The organism is Curtobacterium sp. MEB011, from assembly GCF_030209655.1.
GTDB classification, from domain to species: domain Bacteria; phylum Actinomycetota; class Actinomycetes; order Actinomycetales; family Microbacteriaceae; genus Curtobacterium; species Curtobacterium poinsettiae.
The window spans coordinates 58,829-75,077 of sequence record NZ_JARVRN010000012.1 but is presented as its reverse complement, the minus strand read 5'-3'; the positions used below and the strand labels follow the sequence as shown (position 1 = coordinate 75,077).

Here is a 16,249-nt window from a genome sequence, read left to right as displayed (position 1 = left end):
AGTGCGGAGTGCTACCGGTGCACGGGGGAGACGGGCACCGAGTCGAGCGTGAAGACCGGGATGCTCGAGGTGACCGGTGCGGGCTCCACGGCTGCGGGGATCGTCACGCCGTGTGCCGCGAGCTTCGCCTCGGTCTCGAGAGCGGAGACGGGCTGCCCGACGGTGGCGTAGTGCCCGATCGGCACGACGGAGTGGACGACGTTGTGGCCGTACACGTGCACGAGGTTGAACGACTGCGCGCCGTCCCGGCCGCGGGTGCCGCCCTGGTACTCCGTGAGGTCCTGCGTGTAGCAGGTCGCACTGGCGACGGACACCGGGATGCCGGCGAACACGGCGCTGGTCGAGTAGTGCAGGTGCCCGGCGATGATGGCGAGGACGTCACTGCCCTCGACGACCTCGGCCAGGGCCTGCTGGTCGCGCAGTTCGACGAGGACGGTGAGGTCCTGCACGCTCGGCACGGGCGGGTGGTGCATCGCCAGGATGGTGCCGTGCGGTGCCGCCTCGGACAGGACCTCGGCGAGCCAGTCGAGCTGCTCGGGGGAGACCTCGCCGTGGTGGTGACCGGGCACACTCGTGTCGAGTGTGATCACACGGAGACCGTTGACGTCGTACACGAAGTCGACCGGGCGGTCGGTGGGCTGCAGGCCGAAGAGCTCCTGGCGGAAGGCGCCGCGCTCGTCGTGGTTGCCCATCGCCCAGATCACCTGCGCACCGATGCGCTCGGCCGCCGGCTCCAGGATCGCGCGGACGCGGGCGTACGCACCCGGCTCGCCCTTGTCGGCGACGTCGCCGGTGACGACGATCGCTTCGGGACGCGTGCCCGAGGCTTCGATGTCCGCGACGATCTGCGTGAGCCGCGCGGCGGAGTCGACATCGCCGTAGAGATCACGATCCCCGGATACGAGGTGCGTGTCGCTGAGGTGGAGGAGGAAGTGGTTCGGCCTGGGGTGTTCGGCCGTCCGGCTGTCCATCGGGGTCTCATTCCGTTGGCGGATGCGTGGTGCAACACGTTGCCACACCGTCCTGGACGAGTCCAGCACGTGACGGTGAACCAGCCGTGAACTGGGGGCGGCGTGTTGCCCTGTGCACGAAGAAACCCCCGCCACTTGGTGACGGGGGTTGCTTCGTGTGCCTCGGATCAGTGATCCCCGGCGCCGATCTGAGGAGCCTGGTGGCCACCCTCGAGGTTCGGGCCGTGGTGCGCGGCGTGCGCTGCCTCGAGCTCGGCCTTCGAGACCGGCTCGATGCGGTCCTCGAAGAAGAAGCGGGAGACGCCGGCGCGGACCTTCTGCAGACCCGTGATCTTGCCCTTGGCGTTCGGGCGGATCATCAGCGGCTTGTACTCGTTGAACTGCAGGAGCTTCCACCGCTCGTACTCGTCGAGCTGCTCGTGCACCTCGATGTACTCACCGTGGGGGAGTCGGACGATGCGGCCCGACTCGTACCCGTGCAGGACGATCTCGCGGTCCTTCTTCTGGAGGGCGAGGCAGACACGCTTCGTGATCCAGAAGGCGATGAACGGACCGAGGACCGTCGTCGCCTGGATCACGTGGATCACGTGTTCGATCGACACCAGGAAGTGCGTCGCGATGATGTCCGAAGAGGCTGCTGCCCAGAGGCTCGCGTAGAGCGTGATGCCAGCGGCACCGAACGCGGTGCGCGTCGGGGCGTTGCGCGGACGATCGAGGATGTGGTGCTCACGCTTGTCGCCCGTGACCCACGCCTCGATGAAGGGGTAGAGCAGGATCGCCAGGATGAGCAGCACCAGGACCGCGATCGGCGCCAGGATGTTGAACGACACCGTGTAGCCGAACCACACGACCTCCCAGTGCGGCGGCACCAGACGCAGCGCGCCGTCGGCGAAGCCGATGTACCAGTCGGGCTGGGTACCGGCGGACACCGGGGAGGGGTCGTACGGGCCGTAGTTCCAGATCGGGTTGATCGTGAACAGCGACGCGATGAGGGCCAGGATGCCCGCGACGATGAAGAAGAAGCCACCGGCCTTCGCGGCGAACGCCGGGAGGATCGGGACGCCGACGACGTTCTCGTTGGTCTTGCCCGGACCGGCGAACTGGGTGTGCTTGTTGATCACGACGAGCACGAGGTGGACACCGAGCACCGCGACGAGGATCGCCGGCAGCAGCAGGATGTGCAGCGTGTACAGGCGGCCGACGATGTCGGTACCCGGGAACTCGCCACCGAAGAGCAGGTAGGCGATCCACACGCCGATGACCGGGACACCCTCGATCATGCCGACGATGATCCGCAGGCCGTTTCCGGAGAGCAGGTCGTCGGGGAGCGAGTATCCGGTGAAGCCCTCGGCCATGGCGAGGACCCAGAGCAGGAAGCCGAAGACCCAGTTGAGCTCACGCGGCTTGCGGAAGGCACCGGTGAAGAACACGCGGGCCATGTGCAGCATGATCGACGCCACGAACAGCAGGGCTGCCCAGTGGTGGACCTGACGGACGAAGAGCCCGCCACGGATGTCGAACGAGATGTCGAGCGTGGACTGCAGCGCCGTCGACATCGCAACACCCTTGAGCGGGACGTACGAGCCGTTGTAGATGACCTCGGTCATGGACGCCTGGAAGAAGAACGTCAGGAAGGTCCCGGAGAGCAGCACGACGACGAAGCTGTACAGCGCCACCTCGCCGAGCATGAAGCTCCAGTGGTCCGGGAAGATCTTCCGGCCGACTTCCTTGACGAGGCCCGAGATGCTGGTGCGCTCGTCGATGTAGTTCGAGACCCCGCCGATGATGCGGGATCCGCGCTCCGGTGCCGGCTTGTTCGTCGACGTGTTCGGTGCGGTGGTGGTGGTGCTGGTCATCAGCGTTCACGCTCCCAGAAGGACGGTCCGACCGGCTCGTGGAAGTCGCTCTGGGCAACCAGGTAGCCGTCGTCGTCGATCGCGATAGGAAGTTGGGGGAGGGGGCGTGCTGCCGGACCGAAGATGACCTCGCAGTTGTTCGAGACATCGAAGGTGGACTGGTGGCACGGGCACAGCAGGTGGTGCGTCTGCTGTTCGTAGAGCGCGACAGGGCACCCGACGTGGGTGCAGATCTTGGAGTACGCGACGATGCCGTCGTAGCCCCAGTTCTCGTGGCCCTTGGACGGGTTGAGGTCCTTCGGGTCGAGACGCATCAGGAGGACGGAGGCCTTCGCCTTCTCCTCGAGCATGTGCTCGGACTCGAGCATGCCCTCGGGGATGACGTGGAACACCGAACCGATGGTGACGTCGGAGGCCTTGATCGGAAGACCCGTCGGGTCCTTCGTCAGGCGCAGGCCCTGCTTCCAGAAGGTGTGACGGAGCAGCTCGTTCGGGTCCTCGGCCGGAGCGAGGTCACGGACCAGGACGATGCCGGGGAGCGGGAACGCGGCCAGAGCACCGATCATCGAGTTGCGGATCAGCTTGCGACGGCTGAAGCCCGACTCCTTGTCGGCGAGCTGGAACGCCTCGACCGCCTTGGCGCGGGTCTCGTCGGTGCCGCGGGTGCCGTGGCGGAGCTCCGTGATCTCACGGTCGACGACGAGCGACTTCGACCAGTAGACGGCTCCGAGACCGAGGGCGAGGAGCGCGAGGGCGATCGACAGGCCAAGGAAGAGGTTCGCGGTGCGGACCGTCCCGAAGTCGCTCGGGTCGATCGGGAAGGCGATGTACGCGGCGATCGACAGGACGCTGCCGACGATCGACAGGTAGAAGTAGGCGGCGACCTGGCGCTCGGCCAGACGCTGCTTCTTCGGGTCGACGTCGGTGCGACGCGGACGGTGCGGCGGCTCGCCCGGGTTCTCGAACGGGTCGACGGGGAGGACCGCGATCCCGGGGGAGGTGGTCGTGCCGTGCTTCTCGACAGCCGAGGACGAGTTCAGCGTCTCGTCGTCGTGCTCTGCCATGGTGTTCCCTTCAGTGTCGTTCGACACGGACGATCAGTTGGACTTCGCGGTCAGCCAGACGGTCATCGCGACGACCGCCCCGAGTCCGAAGATCCAGATGAACAGACCCTCGGCGACCGGCCCCAGGGAGCCGAGTGCGAAGCCACCGGGGGACTTGTTGTCCTGCACGTACTTGAGGTACGTGATGATGTCGGCCTTCTGCTCCGGCGTCAGGTTCAGGTCGTTGAAGACCGGCATGTTCTGCGGGCCGGTGAGCATGGCCTCGTAGATGTGCTTGCCGGAGACCGTCTCGAGGTTCGGGGCGTACTTGCCCTCGGTCAGGGCACCGCCGGCGCCGGCCACGTTGTGGCACATGGCGCAGTTGATACGGAACAGCTCGGCACCTTCGGCGGCGTCGCCGTCCTCACCGTTGGTGAGTTCGGTGGACGGGACCGACGGGCCGGGGCCGAGGGAAGCGACGTACTGCGCGAGCGCGTCGACCTGCTCGTCCGTGAACTGCGCGGGCTTCTCTTCTGCCTGCGGACCCTGTGCGGCCATCGGCATGCGGCCGGTGCCGACCTGGAAGTCGACCGACGCGGCGCCGACACCGATGAGGGACGGACCCTCGCTCGTGCCCTGCGCGGAGAGACCGTGGCAGGTGGCGCAGTTCGACGCGAAGAGCTTCTCGCCCTCGTTCACCTGCGACTGGCTCGAGGTGGCGAGGGTGCTCGTGCTGTCGTCGGCGTTCGCCGTGGAGCTGAACAGTGCGTACGCGCCACCGGTGGTCATGAGGCCAACGACGATGAGCGACACGGTCGCCATCGGTGAACGGCGGCCCTTCTTGGACTTGGTTCTGTTGAACATGTGCTGGGGGGTGTCCAGTTCCTACTTGAGAAGGTAGATGACGGCGAAGAGGAAGATCCACACGACGTCGACGAAGTGCCAGTAGTACGACACGACGATGGCGGTGGTCGCTTCCTTGTGGCCAAAGTTCTTGGCGGCGAAGCCGCGGCCGAGCGTCAGCAGGAAGGCGATGAGGCCACCGGTCACGTGGAGGCCGTGGAACCCGGTGGTCATGTAGAACGCCGAGCCGTACGCGCTGGAGGAGAGCGTGACGCCCTCGTGCCACAGGTTGGCGTACTCGAAGATCTGGCCGCAGACGAAGATCGCACCCATCGCGTAGGTGACGAAGAACCACTCCGTCATGCCCCAGTGGCGCGGGTTCCAGCTCGTCCGGTGCACCTGGAAGCGCTCCGCGGCGAACACGGCGAACTGGCAGGCGAAGCTGGACAGCACCAGGATGATCGTGTTCACGGAGGCGAAGGGCACCTCGAGCTTCGTGGTCTCGGTCGCCCAGAGCTCAGGGGACGTGCTGCGGAGCGTGAAGTAGATCGCGAACAGGCCGGCGAAGAACATGACCTCGCTGCCCAGCCACACGATCGTCCCCACGGCCACGGCGTTCGGCCTGTTGAGGGCCGGACCGCTGGCTGATCTGGAGAGAGAGGTGCTAGTCACGTCCTCCATTATGGCCGAAACCCCCGACAGTGTTTTCGCAGGAGACTGGCGGGTCTCTCGAATTCACTACGATCGATCCATGCCTGACGCACTTTCTTGGCCAGCGGTGATCAGCGCGCTCATGGCGCGCGAGGACCTGACGATCAGGCAATCCACATGGGCCATGGAGGAGATCGTCCACGGGCGTGCCACCCAGGCCCAGATCGCGGCCTTCGCCGTGACGCTCCGCGCGAAGGGCGAGACCGTCGACGAGGTCGTCGGTTTCCGTGACGCGATCCTCGACGCCGCGGTTCCGCTCGACGTCGACCCGATGGCGCTCGACATCGTCGGTACCGGCGGCGACGTGGTCGGCACCGTGAACGTCTCGACGATGGCGGCGATCGTGATCGCCGCTGCCGGGGTCCCCGTCGTCAAGCACGGCAACAAGGCCAGCTCGTCGAAGTCCGGGTCGAGCGACGTGCTCGCCGCCCTCGGACTCGATCTCACGATGGACGCCGCGCGTGTCGCGGACACGTTCCGGCGTGTCGGGCTGACCTTCGCCTTCGCCAACGCGTTCCACCCCGGTTTCGCCCACGCAGGCCCCGTCCGGCGGGAGATCGGCGTCCCGACGGTGTTCAACTTCCTCGGTCCGCTCGTCAACCCCGCACGGTGCGAGGCCAACGCTGTCGGCGTCGCTCAGCTCGAACTCGTGCCGATCATCACGGGCGTGTTCCAGACGCGCGGGGCGACCGCACTCGTGTTCCGCGGCGACGACGGACTCGACGAGCTGACCACCACCGGGCACAGCCACATCTGGGAGGTCACCGGCGGCCGTGTCACCGAACACGACCTCGACCCGCGGGACCTCGGCATCGCCCGCGCCCGGACGGAGGACCTGCTCGGTGGCGACCCCGAGCACAACGCCGCCGTCGTCCACCGACTGCTGGCGGGGGAGACCGGACCCGTCCGCGACATCGTCCTGCTGAACGCCGCGGCCGGGCTCGTCTCGTTCCGACTGGCACAGGACCCGAACGAGGCCGACCGCCCGATCCTGCAGCGCTTCCGCGAGCAGCTCGTCGTCGCCGCCGAGGCGATCGACTCCGGCGCCGGTGCGCGCAAACTGGCTGATTGGGTCGGCGCAGCTCCCGCCGCGTAGTCCACGCCGCCCCGCGCACCGTGCGCGGTGCGTCACCCGGTGCGAGCCTGGCGGCTCGGTGCTGCGCTACGAGCGCGCACCAAACAGTCACCGTCGCACCCGGTGAACAAACCCGCACCGTGCCGTACTGGCGACCCCACGCCGGGCCGGAGGGCCGTGGTGAGCCAGCCCCGCGCCTCCAGTCCGCACCGTGCGCGGTCCGCGATCCCGTGCCGCTTCCGCGAGAGCCGCACCGTGCGCGGTGCGTCAGCCGGTGCGAGCCTGGCGGCTCGGTGCTGCGCTACGAGCGCGCACCCGGCGGTCACCGCCGCACCCGGTGAACAAACCCGCACCGTGCCGTGCCGGCAACCACCCGACGACGCGCCGACGGGCGGGCAGACCGACGACCGACCCGCAGGAGACGCAACGCACAGGAGGCCCGGTGCCGGTTCCTGGAACCGGCACCGGGCCTCCCGTCGGTGCGCTCAGTGCACGCGATCAGCGCGCGCGTGCGGTGTTACTGCACGTCCTCGTCGACCCAGTCGAAGGTCTTCGTGACGGCCTTCTTCCACAGGCGGAGCGTCCGCTCGCGCTCGGCGGCGTCGAGCTGCGGCTCCCAGCGCTTGTCCTCCTGCCAGTTGGCACGGAGCTCGTCGAGGTTGGCCCAGAAGCCGACCGCGAGACCGGCGGCGTAGGCCGCACCGAGCGCCGTCGTCTCCGCGACGACCGGGCGGACGACCGGCACGTTGAGCATGTCGGCCTGGAACTGCATGAGCTCGCTGTTCGCGGTCATGCCGCCGTCGACCTTGAGCTCGGTCAGGTCCACACCGGAGTCGGCGTTGACCGCGTCGAGCACCTCGCGGGTCTGCAGCGCCGTCGCCTCGAGGGCGGCACGCGCGATGTGGCCCTTGTTGACGAAGCGGGTCAGGCCGACGATCGCGCCGCGGGCATCGGGACGCCAGTACGGCGCGAAGAGCCCGGAGAACGCGGGCACGAAGTACACGCCGCCGTTGTCCTCGACGGTCTTGGCCAGGGCCTCGACCTCCGGGGCGCTGCCGATCAGGCCGAGGTTGTCGCGGAGCCACTGGATGAGCGAGCCCGTGACGGCGATCGAGCCCTCGAGGGCGTAGTGCGTCTCCTGGTCGCCGAGCTTGTAGCCGACGGTGGTGAGCAGGCCGTTCTCGGAGCGGACGATCTCGGTACCGGTGTTGAAGATCAGGAAGTTGCCGGTGCCGTAGGTGTTCTTCGACTCGCCCTGGTCGAACGCGGCCTGGCCGAAGGTCGCGGCCTGCTGGTCGCCGAGGATGCCGGCGATCGGGACCTCGCGCAGCAGGCTCGAGGACTCGACGTGACCGTAGACCTCGGAGGAGCTGACGATCTCGGGGAGCATCGACTTCGGCACACCGAAGTCGGCGAGGATGTCGTCGCGCCACTGGAGCGTCTCGAGGTCCATGAACAGCGTGCGGGACGCGTTCGTGACGTCGGTCTTGTGGACGCCGCCGTCGACGCCACCGGTCAGGTTCCAGAGGACCCAGGTGTCGGTGGTGCCGAAGAGCAGGTCGCCCGCCTCGGCTTTCTCACGCGCACCCTCGACGTTCTCGAGGATCCACATGATCTTGGTGCCGGCGAAGTAGGTCGCGAGCGGCAGGCCGACGATGGCCTTGTACTTGTCCGTGTCGCCGTCGGCGAGCTTGTCGACGAGGGCCTGCGTGCGGGTGTCCTGCCAGACGATCGCGTTGTAGATCGGCTTGCCGGTGGTCTTGTCCCAGACGACGGCGGTCTCGCGCTGGTTGGTGATGCCGACGGCTGCGACGTCGTGGCGCGTGATGTCGGCACGCGACAGTGCCTGACCGATCACCTCGCGGGTGTTGTCCCAGATCTCGGCGGGGTCGTGCTCGACCCACCCGGCGCGCGGGAAGATCTGCTCGTGTTCCTTCTGCCCGGTCGAGATGATCGAACCGGAGTGGTCGAACACGATTGCTCGGGTCGAGGTCGTGCCCTGGTCGATGGCGACGATGTAGTCGGCCATTGGTGCTCCTTACGGGTGTGTTCGGTGCGGTTGCGTGGTCGGTCGTGCGGAACGGCCGCCCACGCCTTCGGGGTGGGGGTGGGTCAGCTGACGACGGGCAGCAGGGCGACGGACAGGCCGGCAGCGAGGGCGCCACCGATCAGGGGTCCGACGACCGGCACCCAGGCGTAGGCCCAGTCGCTCGAGCCCTTGCCCTTGATGGGCAGGAAGGCGTGCGCGATGCGCGGGCCGAGGTCACGGGCCGGGTTGATGGCGTAGCCGGTGGGACCACCGAGGCTGACACCGATCGCGATCACGAGGAAGGCGACGGGGATGGCGCCGAGGTCCGTGGGGGTCCCGCCGTTGGTGAAGGCGAGGACGACGAAGACCAGGACGAAGGTGCCGATGATCTCGGTGACGAGGTTCCAGCCGTACGAGCGGATCGCGGGGCCGGTCGAGAAGACACCGAGCTTGGCGGCCGCGTCGGGCTCCTCGTCGAAGTGCTGCTTGTACGCGAGCCAGACGATGACCGCACCGATGACCGCACCGATCACCTGGGCGATCCAGAAGAGGAACATCTCGCCGACGGTGATCTTGCCGAGGATCGCCTGCGCGAGGCTGACGGCCGGGTTGAGCTGGCCACCGGACTTGTAGGCCACGGTGGCACCGGCGAAGACCGCGAAGCCCCAGCCGATCGTGACCATGAGGAAGCCGGCTCCGAAGCCCTTGGACTTCGCCAGCGAGACGGCGGCGACGACGCCGCCACCCAGGATGATGAGCATCGCCGTACCGACGAGCTCGGACAGGAACTTGACGCCGATGTCGTCCATCGGTGACCTCCAGTGCGTGAGGTGGGGGTCCGGCCGTGGTGCGCCGCACTCCCCGTTGAGTGATTGAGGCCAACCATAGTGACGACGCTCACGGCCGGGTGGTGAATTCGTGAGCGGAGAGCGGGATCGTGCACGAACGTGCAGGGCGAGTGTCCCCAGCACGATCCGGAGCCGGTGACGCGTCCTCGGTGTGCTGCACGAACGTGCATCCCCGCCGGACGGCTGGCCGTGCCGCCGATGTAGATTGGGCGTACTCCGGTCGACGACGCGCGGTGTGACCGCCACGGCTCGACCCCGTACCCGTGGAGGCACCGCATGAAGAAGCTCATCAACGACCCGCAGGCCGTGGTCGAGGAGACCGTCCGGGGGTTCGCCCGGGCACACGCCGGACACGTCGTGCTGGTCGAGGACCCGATCCACCTGCACCGCGCCGACGCCCCCGTGGCCGGCAAGGTCGGCATCGTCAGCGGTGGTGGCAGCGGGCACGAGCCACTGCACGCCGGCTTCGTCGGGTACGGCATGCTCGACGCCGCCGTCCCCGGTCCGGTGTTCACGAGCCCGACCCCCGACCCGATCGTCGCCGCGACGAAGGCCGTCGACGGCGGTGCCGGCGTGCTGCACATCGTGAAGAACTACACCGGCGACGTGCTGAACTTCGAGACCGCCGCAGAGCTGGCCGCGATGGACGACGTCCGGGTCGAGTCCGTCGTGGTGGACGACGACGTCGCCGTGCAGGACTCCCTGTTCACCGCCGGTCGTCGCGGTGTCGCCGGGACCGTCGTGGTGGAGAAGTGCGCCGGTGCCGCCGCGGAACGCGGGGACGATCTGGACGCGGTCGCCGCCGTGGCCCGGCACGTCAACGACGTCACGCGCTCGATGGGGCTCGCGCTCGCCTCGGGCACCGTCCCGCACGCGGGGGAGCCGTCCTTCGTACTCGCTGACGACGAGGTCGAGCTCGGCATCGGCATCCACGGCGAGCCGGGCCGCGAGCGGATCGCGATGGCGCCGGCGGACCAGCTGGTCGACCGCGTGCTCGAACCGATCCTGACGGACCTGGACGCCCCGGCCGGATCGGCACTGCTGCTGCTGGTCAACGGCATGGGCGGCACACCGCTCTCCGAGCTGTACATCGCCTACCGACGCGCCGCCGAGGTGCTCTCCGACCGCGGCTACCGGGTCACGCGTAGTTTGGTCGGCGACTACGTCACGTCCCTCGAGATGCAGGGGTTCTCGCTCACCGTCACGGTGCTCGACGACGAACTCACGGCCCTCTGGGACGCCCCGGTGGAGACCCCGGCCCTGCGCTGGGGACGCTGAGCGACCGCGCCTGCGACCGCAACCGCAACCGCAACCGCAACCGCAACCGCAACGGCAACCGCAACCGCAACGGACGCTCGACCACCGGACCACGACACCGGACCCCACCGGGCCGGACACACGAAGGGAACCGCATTGGCGCTCGACACCGCATGGGCCATCGACTGGGTCCGTCGCACCGCCGCGACGATCGACGAACACCGTGCCGAGCTGGTCACGCTCGACCGCGAGATCGGGGACGGTGACCACGGCGAGAACCTCGACCGAGGCTTCCGCGCCGTGCTCGAATCCGTCGACGCCGGCTCCTTCGACACCCCGGGCGCCGTCCTCAAGGCCGTCGCGACGAAGCTCATCTCGACGGTGGGCGGCGCGGCCGGTCCGCTGTTCGGCACCGCCTACCTGAAGGCCGCGCAGGCTGCAGGGGACGCGTCCGAGCTCGACGCGGACACGCTGGTCGCGGTCCTGACCGCCGCGCGTGACGGTGTGGTGTCCCGCGGCAAGGCCGCCGTCGGCGACAAGACGATGGTCGACGCGTGGAGCCCCGCGGTCGACGCCGCCGCAGCGGCTGCCGGCGCCGGCGCCGACCCGGAGGCCGTGCTCGCCGCCGCAGCCGACGCCGCAGCGCAGGGGGCCGCCGACACCGAGCCGCTCGTGGCGCACAAGGGCCGCGCGAGCTACCTCGGCGACCGCGCGATCGGGTACCGAGACCCCGGTGCGCAGTCGACCGCGTACATCCTGCGCGCAGCTGTGGACGCCGCGTGACCGTCGGCATCCTCGTCGTCTCGCACAGCGCTGCGATCGCGACGGGCACCGTCGAGCTCGCCCGGCAGATGGCCGCGGACGTGCCACTCGTCGCCGCGGGCGGCACCGACGACGGCGGCATCGGCACCTCGTTCGAGGCGATCACCGCCGGCATCGAGGAACTCGCCGGCGCCGACGGCGTCGTGGTGCTGTGCGACCTCGGCTCCGCCTACCTGACGACCGACACCGCGCTCGACTTCCTCGACGACGACGTCCGCGCACGGGTGCACGTGTCGCCGGCCCCGCTGGTCGAGGGCACGGTCGCCGCGGCGGTCGCCGCCCAGACGGGCGGGGACGCCGACGCGGTCCTGGCCGCTGCGGCGTCAGCCGCGGGTTCCGAGGCGGACGCGAGCACCGCCTCCCGTCCGTCCGGTGACCAGCCTGGAGGCACGGGGCCGGCCGACGGGGCAGGTCCCGTCGGCGACGCAGCCGGCGCAGACCGCGTCAGCGCGTCGGTCGAGCTGGTGAACGAGACCGGGCTGCACGCCCGGCCCGCCGCGGAGTTCGTCAAGACGGCGGCGAAGTACGACGCGAGCGTGCACGTCAACGGTGTGGACGCGAAGAGCCTGCTCGCGATCATGGCCCTGGCGCTGCCGAAGGGCGCGACGGTGTCGATCGACGCGACCGGTCAGGACGCGCAGGCCGCGGTCGACGCCCTGGTCGAACTGGTCCGGTCCGGCTTCGGCGAGTGACACCGCCGCCGGGGGAGTCCCCGGCGGCGGTGCGCGCCCCGGTCACCGGATCGAGACCGTGCCGGCCAGGTCGAGGTCCGAGGGACCGCCGGTGACCCCGGCGTCGGCGAGCAGGGTGGCACCGAACACGGCGCTCCAGAACGTGCGGGCGTCACGGGCGACGCCGCCGGGGCTCGTCCATCCCTGGTCGGCGACGACGCGCTCCAGGTAGCGTTCGGACTGCCGGAACAGCACCGCGAGCAGCAGTCGGACGCGCTCCCGCTGGGCGGTGTCGTCACCCGCAGCCGCCAGCGCGCGGACCACGAGGGGTGTCGACGGCATCGCGAGGGCGGTGCGGGCGAGGACCTGGCGGAACGACTCCGACGACCGAGCGCGACGACCGGCCACCTGCAGCCGAGTCGTGTCGCGGAGGAACAGCGCGAACGCGGCGTCGAGCACCAGGCGGTCCTTCGAGCCGTAGTGGTGCGTGATCTGGTTCGGGTACACGCCCGCGGCCCGAGCGACCTCGCTGACGGTGACGGTGCGTGCGCCCGCGCTGAGCAGTCCGGCCGTCGCCGCGAGGATCCTCGCCCGCGTCGCCGCGCCGCGTGCCGTGCCGGAGCCGTCCACAGTGGTTGCCATGTCCGAATTGTACGTGGTACAACTCAACTTGTTCAACGTACAAGAGGAGTTCCCGTGGACATCGTCATCACCGGCTACGGCACGGTCTCACCCTTCGGCCACGGCGTCGCACCGCTCTGGGACGCCCTGGTGGCCGGTCGCTCCGGCGTCCGCTCCCTGCACCGCGACGGAGCGCTCTGGGGACAGGTGCCGATCCGGGTCGGTGCCGAGGCGGCACTCGACGCCGACGGGGCACTGGGCCGGGTCCGCGCGAACCGCCTCGACCGCAGTCAGCAGCTCGCGCTCGTCGCCGCGGAGGAAGCATGGACGGACGCGGGTGCCCCCGCGGTCGAGGGCGACCGCCTCGCCGTGGTGATCGGCACCGGGATCGGGGGCGTGGAGACGCTCCTCGACGCGCACGACGTGCTCGGAGCATCCGGTGCCCGACGGGTCTCCCCGCGCACGGTGCCGATGCTCATGGCGAACGGTGCCGCCGCGCAGATCAGCATCGCGTACGGGGCGCGGGGCGGTGCATACACGACGGTGTCGGCGTGCGCCTCCGGTGCCGAGGCCATCGCGACCGCCGCGCGACTCATCGTGACCGGTGAGGCCGACGTCGTCATCACGGGCGGCACCGAGGCCGCGGTGACCCCGGTGACCATGGCGTCGTTCGCGCAGTCGCAGGCGCTCGCGAAACCCGACGGCGACGACCCGACGACCCTGTCCAGGCCGTTCGACGCCGACCGCCGCGGCTTCGTCCTCGGCGAGGGCGCCGGCATCGTCGTGCTCGAGCGTGCCGACCACGCCGCCGCACGCGGGCAGCGGTCGCACGGCACGCTCGCCGGGTGGGGGATCACCTCGGACGCGCACCACATCACCGCGCCGCGCACCGACGGCAGCGAGCAGGAACGGGCCATGCGGTCCGCGATCCGGATGGCGGGACTCACCGGGGGCGACATCGACCACGTGAACGCGCACGCGACCGGCACCCCGGTCGGCGACGTCGGCGAGGCGACCGCGATCAGCCGTGCGGTGGGCACCGGAGCGCTGGTCACCGCACCGAAGAGCGCGATCGGGCACATGTTCGGCGCGGCCGGGGCGGTCGAGGCGATCCTGACCCTGCGGGCACTCGAGACCGGGACCGTGCCGCCGACCCTGAACCTCGACCAGCTCGACCCCGCGGTGGACCTCGACGTCGTCTCCGGCACCGCGCGGACGGCTCCGCTCGGTGCGGCGTTGAACAACTCGTTCGGGTTCGGCGGTCAGAACGCGTCGCTGGTGTTCACCGCGGCGTGAGCTCCTGCAGGCCGGTGACCCGGAGCAGGTCGAGCTTCGCGGCCGACTCGGAGCCCGGTACGACCGTGTAGACGACGATGCGCAGGTCGCCACCCGGCACGGTCAGCACGTCGCAGTCGATCTCCACCGGACCGACCGGCGTGTGCACGACCTTGCGGCTCGCACGGTGCTCGGCGATCCGGCCGGTCTCCCACCGGCGGGCGAACTCCGGCGACTCCCGCAGCAGCCGGTCGACGAGTGCTGCCAGGTCACGGTCGCCGGGGTAGCGCCCGTACGCCTGCCGCAGATCGGCGGCGAGGTCGCTCGAGAACTCCTCCTGGTGCTCCTCGTCCCAGTCCACCCCGTCGCGCGCCTTGGTGAAGTGCCGCCAGACCAGGTTGCGGTCGAGGCCGACGTACCGCGTCGGATCGCCGTTCACCGCGGCCCACAGGTCGTTCCAGAGCACGATGTCGTGCGTCGCCGTGAACACCGCGAGCGGCACGTCGCCGAGTCGGTCCACCAGACGCTGCACGCCGGGCGTGACGTGCCGCGGCACCACCTGACGGGACGGCGGGGCGACGCCGGCCACCCGGCACAGGTGGTCCCGCTCCTCGGACGACAGCCGGAGCGCCGTCGCGAGCGACGCGAGCAGCTGCGGCGACGGGTTCGTCGCCCGGCCTTGCTCGAGGCGGACGACGTAGTCCACGCTCACGCCCGCCAGGGCGGCGAGTTCCTCGCGGCGGAGGCCCGGGGTCCGTCTGCCGGGGCCGGCCGGCAGGCCGACCGCCTCGGGACGCACCCGGTCACGCCAGGAACGCAACACGTTCGCGAACTCGCTCATGTCCACCATCATCGCCCCGCGCCTCCAGTCCGTCCTGGTACTGCCGGTCCCACCGTCGCACCGTGCCTGGGGCAGCCGGGCCGGCGGGGGCAGGCTGGGCACATGACGACGACACTGATCACCGGGGCCAACCGCAGCCTCGGACTCGAGACCGCACGCCGACTGATCGAAGCCGGCCACACCGTCCACGCCGGCATGCGCGACCCGGCCAGCGGCGACGACGCCCGGGCGCTCGGCGCCCACGTCGTGCAGCTGGACGTGACCGACCAGGCCAGCATCGACGAGGCGATCGCCACGATCCCGTCCTTGGACGTGCTGGTGAACAACGCCGGGATCCTCGGCGACTCGTTCGGGGTCGACGACCTCGACGCGGACGCGATGGCGACCGTCCTCGACACCAACGTCACCGGCATCGTCCGGGTGACCCAGGCCGCGCTGCCCCTGCTGCGACGCTCGGCAGCACCCGTCATCGTGAACGTCGCGTCGGGGGTCGGCTTCCCACGCTGGCTCACCACGCCCGGGCACGACGAGTACGGAGTGCCGGCCGTGCCGTACGCGGCGTCGAAGGCGGCCGTGATCGCGTTGACCGTGCAGTACGCGAAGAACCTGCCCGGGTTCCGGGTGAACGCGAGCGACCCGGGCTACACCGCGACGGCGTTCAACGGGTTCGGCGGGCACCAGACGATCACCGAGGGCACCGACGCCACGGTCGCGCTCGCGACGATCGGCACTGAGGGGCCGACGGGGGAGTTCCACAACCGCGAGGGACGCATCGAGTACTGAGGGCGGCGCTCCGTCAGTCGTGCACGTCGTCGCCGAAGCCCGGGCCGGGCCGCATCATCCACCCCTCCGGATCGGGCAGCGGCCGGAACCCGAACCGCTCGTACAGGCCGTGGGCGTCCGCGGTGAACAGGGCGAAGCGCTTCAGTCCGAGGGCCTCGACCGCCTCGGTCACCCCGCGCACCAGGGCGACCCCGACACCCCGACCCCGGGCCCCTGGGGCGACGAAGACGTCCGAGAGCCAGCCGAACGTGACACCGTCGGTGACCACCCGCGCGTAGCCGAGCTGCTCGCCGGTCACCGCGTCGTAGACGCCGAAGTTCCGGGAACCGGCGATGATCGCGTCCTGGGTCGCCCGGTCGCGCCCGCGCGCCCAGTACGACTCCTCGCTGAGCCAGCGGTGCACGCGGTCCACGTCGAGGTCGGCAGGGTCGGTGGAGAAGCGCAGATCCGTCATCGTCCCAGTCAACCGGAGACGCGGCCGGGGGGCGACGTCCGATCGGGATCCGGTGCACCGGTCCTCGATGCCGACCGAGGCGTGGCGTCAGAGCGAATACGAAATATTAATTGCAGCATTCCAGATGGATTCCTACACTCCTGGGCAGT

General features: G+C 69.9%; 16 protein-coding genes. 6 read left to right on the top strand and 10 right to left on the bottom strand.

Annotation, left to right across the window (positions count from 1 at the left end; genetic code table 11):
• Window positions 1–11: 11 nt before the first annotated feature.
• From QRN30_RS15170 to ctaE, 5 genes are all read right to left on the bottom strand, one after another.
• Complete coding sequence (locus tag QRN30_RS15170) at window positions 12–971, bottom strand: phosphodiesterase (protein ID WP_017887340.1); 960 nt, start codon at window positions 969–971, stop codon at window positions 12–14.
• A gap of 167 nt (window positions 972–1,138) precedes the next feature.
• Complete coding sequence (gene qcrB, locus QRN30_RS15165) at window positions 1,139–2,827, bottom strand: cytochrome bc1 complex cytochrome b subunit (protein ID WP_017887339.1); 1,689 nt, start codon at window positions 2,825–2,827, stop codon at window positions 1,139–1,141.
• On the bottom strand, window positions 2,827–3,891 hold the full coding sequence (gene qcrA, locus QRN30_RS15160; protein WP_017887338.1) for a cytochrome bc1 complex Rieske iron-sulfur subunit: 1,065 nt from the start codon (window positions 3,889–3,891) through the stop codon (window positions 2,827–2,829). The genes qcrB and qcrA overlap by 1 nt, the downstream gene beginning before the upstream one ends.
• A gap of 33 nt (window positions 3,892–3,924) precedes the next feature.
• On the bottom strand, window positions 3,925–4,734 hold the full coding sequence (gene qcrC, locus QRN30_RS15155) for a cytochrome bc1 complex diheme cytochrome c subunit (protein ID WP_042537210.1): 810 nt from the start codon (window positions 4,732–4,734) through the stop codon (window positions 3,925–3,927).
• A 21-nt stretch (window positions 4,735–4,755) separates the two neighbouring features.
• Window positions 4,756–5,394, bottom strand: a complete 639-nt coding sequence (gene ctaE, locus QRN30_RS15150; RefSeq protein ID WP_031259820.1) for an aa3-type cytochrome oxidase subunit III — start codon at window positions 5,392–5,394, stop codon at window positions 4,756–4,758.
• A gap of 70 nt (window positions 5,395–5,464) precedes the next feature.
• On the opposite strand from ctaE, the gene trpD reads away from it, so the two are divergent.
• A complete protein-coding gene (gene trpD, locus QRN30_RS15145) occupies window positions 5,465–6,520 on the top strand; it encodes an anthranilate phosphoribosyltransferase (RefSeq protein ID WP_031259819.1) in 1,056 nt (351 codons plus the stop codon).
• Window positions 6,521–7,016: 496 nt separating this feature from the next.
• Here the strand turns inward: trpD and glpK are convergent, their stop codons facing one another.
• Window positions 7,017–8,528 (bottom strand): glycerol kinase GlpK, encoded by a 1,512-nt coding sequence (gene glpK / locus QRN30_RS15140; protein ID WP_017887334.1) that lies wholly within the window; start codon window positions 8,526–8,528, stop codon window positions 7,017–7,019.
• Between the two features lie 83 nt (window positions 8,529–8,611).
• On the bottom strand, window positions 8,612–9,337 hold the full coding sequence (locus QRN30_RS15135; protein ID WP_017887333.1) for an MIP/aquaporin family protein: 726 nt from the start codon (window positions 9,335–9,337) through the stop codon (window positions 8,612–8,614).
• Between the two features lie 315 nt (window positions 9,338–9,652).
• Between QRN30_RS15135 and dhaK the strand changes: the two genes are divergently transcribed.
• From dhaK to dhaM, 3 genes are all read left to right on the top strand, one after another.
• Window positions 9,653–10,654 (top strand): dihydroxyacetone kinase subunit DhaK, encoded by a 1,002-nt coding sequence (dhaK, locus tag QRN30_RS15130; protein ID WP_071251603.1) that lies wholly within the window; start codon window positions 9,653–9,655, stop codon window positions 10,652–10,654.
• 135 nt (window positions 10,655–10,789) lie between these two features.
• Window positions 10,790–11,416: a dihydroxyacetone kinase subunit DhaL gene (gene dhaL, locus QRN30_RS15125; RefSeq protein WP_017887331.1), complete on the top strand. Its 627-nt coding sequence runs from the start codon at window positions 10,790–10,792 to the stop codon at window positions 11,414–11,416.
• Window positions 11,413–12,147: a dihydroxyacetone kinase phosphoryl donor subunit DhaM gene (dhaM, locus tag QRN30_RS15120; protein WP_017887330.1), complete on the top strand. Its 735-nt coding sequence runs from the start codon at window positions 11,413–11,415 to the stop codon at window positions 12,145–12,147. The genes dhaL and dhaM overlap by 4 nt, the downstream gene beginning before the upstream one ends.
• A gap of 42 nt (window positions 12,148–12,189) precedes the next feature.
• Here dhaM and QRN30_RS15115 read toward each other — a convergent pair whose 3' ends face one another.
• The gene (locus QRN30_RS15115) at window positions 12,190–12,768 is read right to left on the bottom strand and encodes a TetR/AcrR family transcriptional regulator C-terminal domain-containing protein (RefSeq protein ID WP_042537217.1); all 579 of its coding nucleotides are present in this window, start codon (window positions 12,766–12,768) and stop codon (window positions 12,190–12,192) included.
• A 54-nt stretch (window positions 12,769–12,822) separates the two neighbouring features.
• Here QRN30_RS15115 and QRN30_RS15110 point away from each other — a divergent pair, with 54 nt between their 5' ends.
• Window positions 12,823–14,043 (top strand): beta-ketoacyl-[acyl-carrier-protein] synthase family protein, encoded by a 1,221-nt coding sequence (locus QRN30_RS15110; RefSeq protein ID WP_274007133.1) that lies wholly within the window; start codon window positions 12,823–12,825, stop codon window positions 14,041–14,043.
• Here QRN30_RS15110 and QRN30_RS15105 read toward each other — a convergent pair.
• A complete protein-coding gene (locus QRN30_RS15105) occupies window positions 14,030–14,863 on the bottom strand; it encodes a helix-turn-helix domain-containing protein (protein ID WP_197068614.1) in 834 nt (277 codons plus the stop codon). The two genes, QRN30_RS15110 and QRN30_RS15105, sit on opposite strands and share 14 nt — an antisense overlap.
• A gap of 102 nt (window positions 14,864–14,965) precedes the next feature.
• Here QRN30_RS15105 and QRN30_RS15100 point away from each other — a divergent pair, with 102 nt between their 5' ends.
• Window positions 14,966–15,646 (top strand): SDR family NAD(P)-dependent oxidoreductase, encoded by a 681-nt coding sequence (locus QRN30_RS15100; RefSeq protein ID WP_017887326.1) that lies wholly within the window; start codon window positions 14,966–14,968, stop codon window positions 15,644–15,646.
• Between the two features lie 13 nt (window positions 15,647–15,659).
• Here the strand turns inward: QRN30_RS15100 and QRN30_RS15095 are convergent, their stop codons facing one another.
• Window positions 15,660–16,100, bottom strand: coding sequence for a GNAT family N-acetyltransferase (locus QRN30_RS15095; RefSeq protein ID WP_017887325.1), 441 nt, complete (start codon window positions 16,098–16,100; stop codon window positions 15,660–15,662).
• Window positions 16,101–16,249: the final 149 nt, after the last annotated feature.

Coding starts and splice junctions, on each gene's coding strand:
- glpK (WP_017887334.1), bottom strand. CDS start 8,528: ATGGCCGACTACATCGTCGCCATCGACCAGGGCACGACCTCGACCCGA.
- dhaK (WP_071251603.1), top strand. CDS start 9,653: ATGAAGAAGCTCATCAACGACCCGCAGGCCGTGGTCGAGGAGACCGTC.
- QRN30_RS15115 (WP_042537217.1), bottom strand. CDS start 12,768: ATGGCAACCACTGTGGACGGCTCCGGCACGGCACGCGGCGCGGCGACG.
- qcrB (WP_017887339.1), bottom strand. CDS start 2,827: ATGACCAGCACCACCACCACCGCACCGAACACGTCGACGAACAAGCCG.
- qcrC (WP_042537210.1), bottom strand. CDS start 4,734: ATGTTCAACAGAACCAAGTCCAAGAAGGGCCGCCGTTCACCGATGGCG.
- qcrA (WP_017887338.1), bottom strand. CDS start 3,891: ATGGCAGAGCACGACGACGAGACGCTGAACTCGTCCTCGGCTGTCGAG.
- QRN30_RS15095 (WP_017887325.1), bottom strand. CDS start 16,100: ATGACGGATCTGCGCTTCTCCACCGACCCTGCCGACCTCGACGTGGAC.
- QRN30_RS15100 (WP_017887326.1), top strand. CDS start 14,966: ATGACGACGACACTGATCACCGGGGCCAACCGCAGCCTCGGACTCGAG.
- trpD (WP_031259819.1), top strand. CDS start 5,465: ATGCCTGACGCACTTTCTTGGCCAGCGGTGATCAGCGCGCTCATGGCG.
- QRN30_RS15105 (WP_197068614.1), bottom strand. CDS start 14,863: ATGAGCGAGTTCGCGAACGTGTTGCGTTCCTGGCGTGACCGGGTGCGT.
- ctaE (WP_031259820.1), bottom strand. CDS start 5,394: ATGGAGGACGTGACTAGCACCTCTCTCTCCAGATCAGCCAGCGGTCCG.
- QRN30_RS15170 (WP_017887340.1), bottom strand. CDS start 971: ATGGACAGCCGGACGGCCGAACACCCCAGGCCGAACCACTTCCTCCTC.
- QRN30_RS15135 (WP_017887333.1), bottom strand. CDS start 9,337: ATGGACGACATCGGCGTCAAGTTCCTGTCCGAGCTCGTCGGTACGGCG.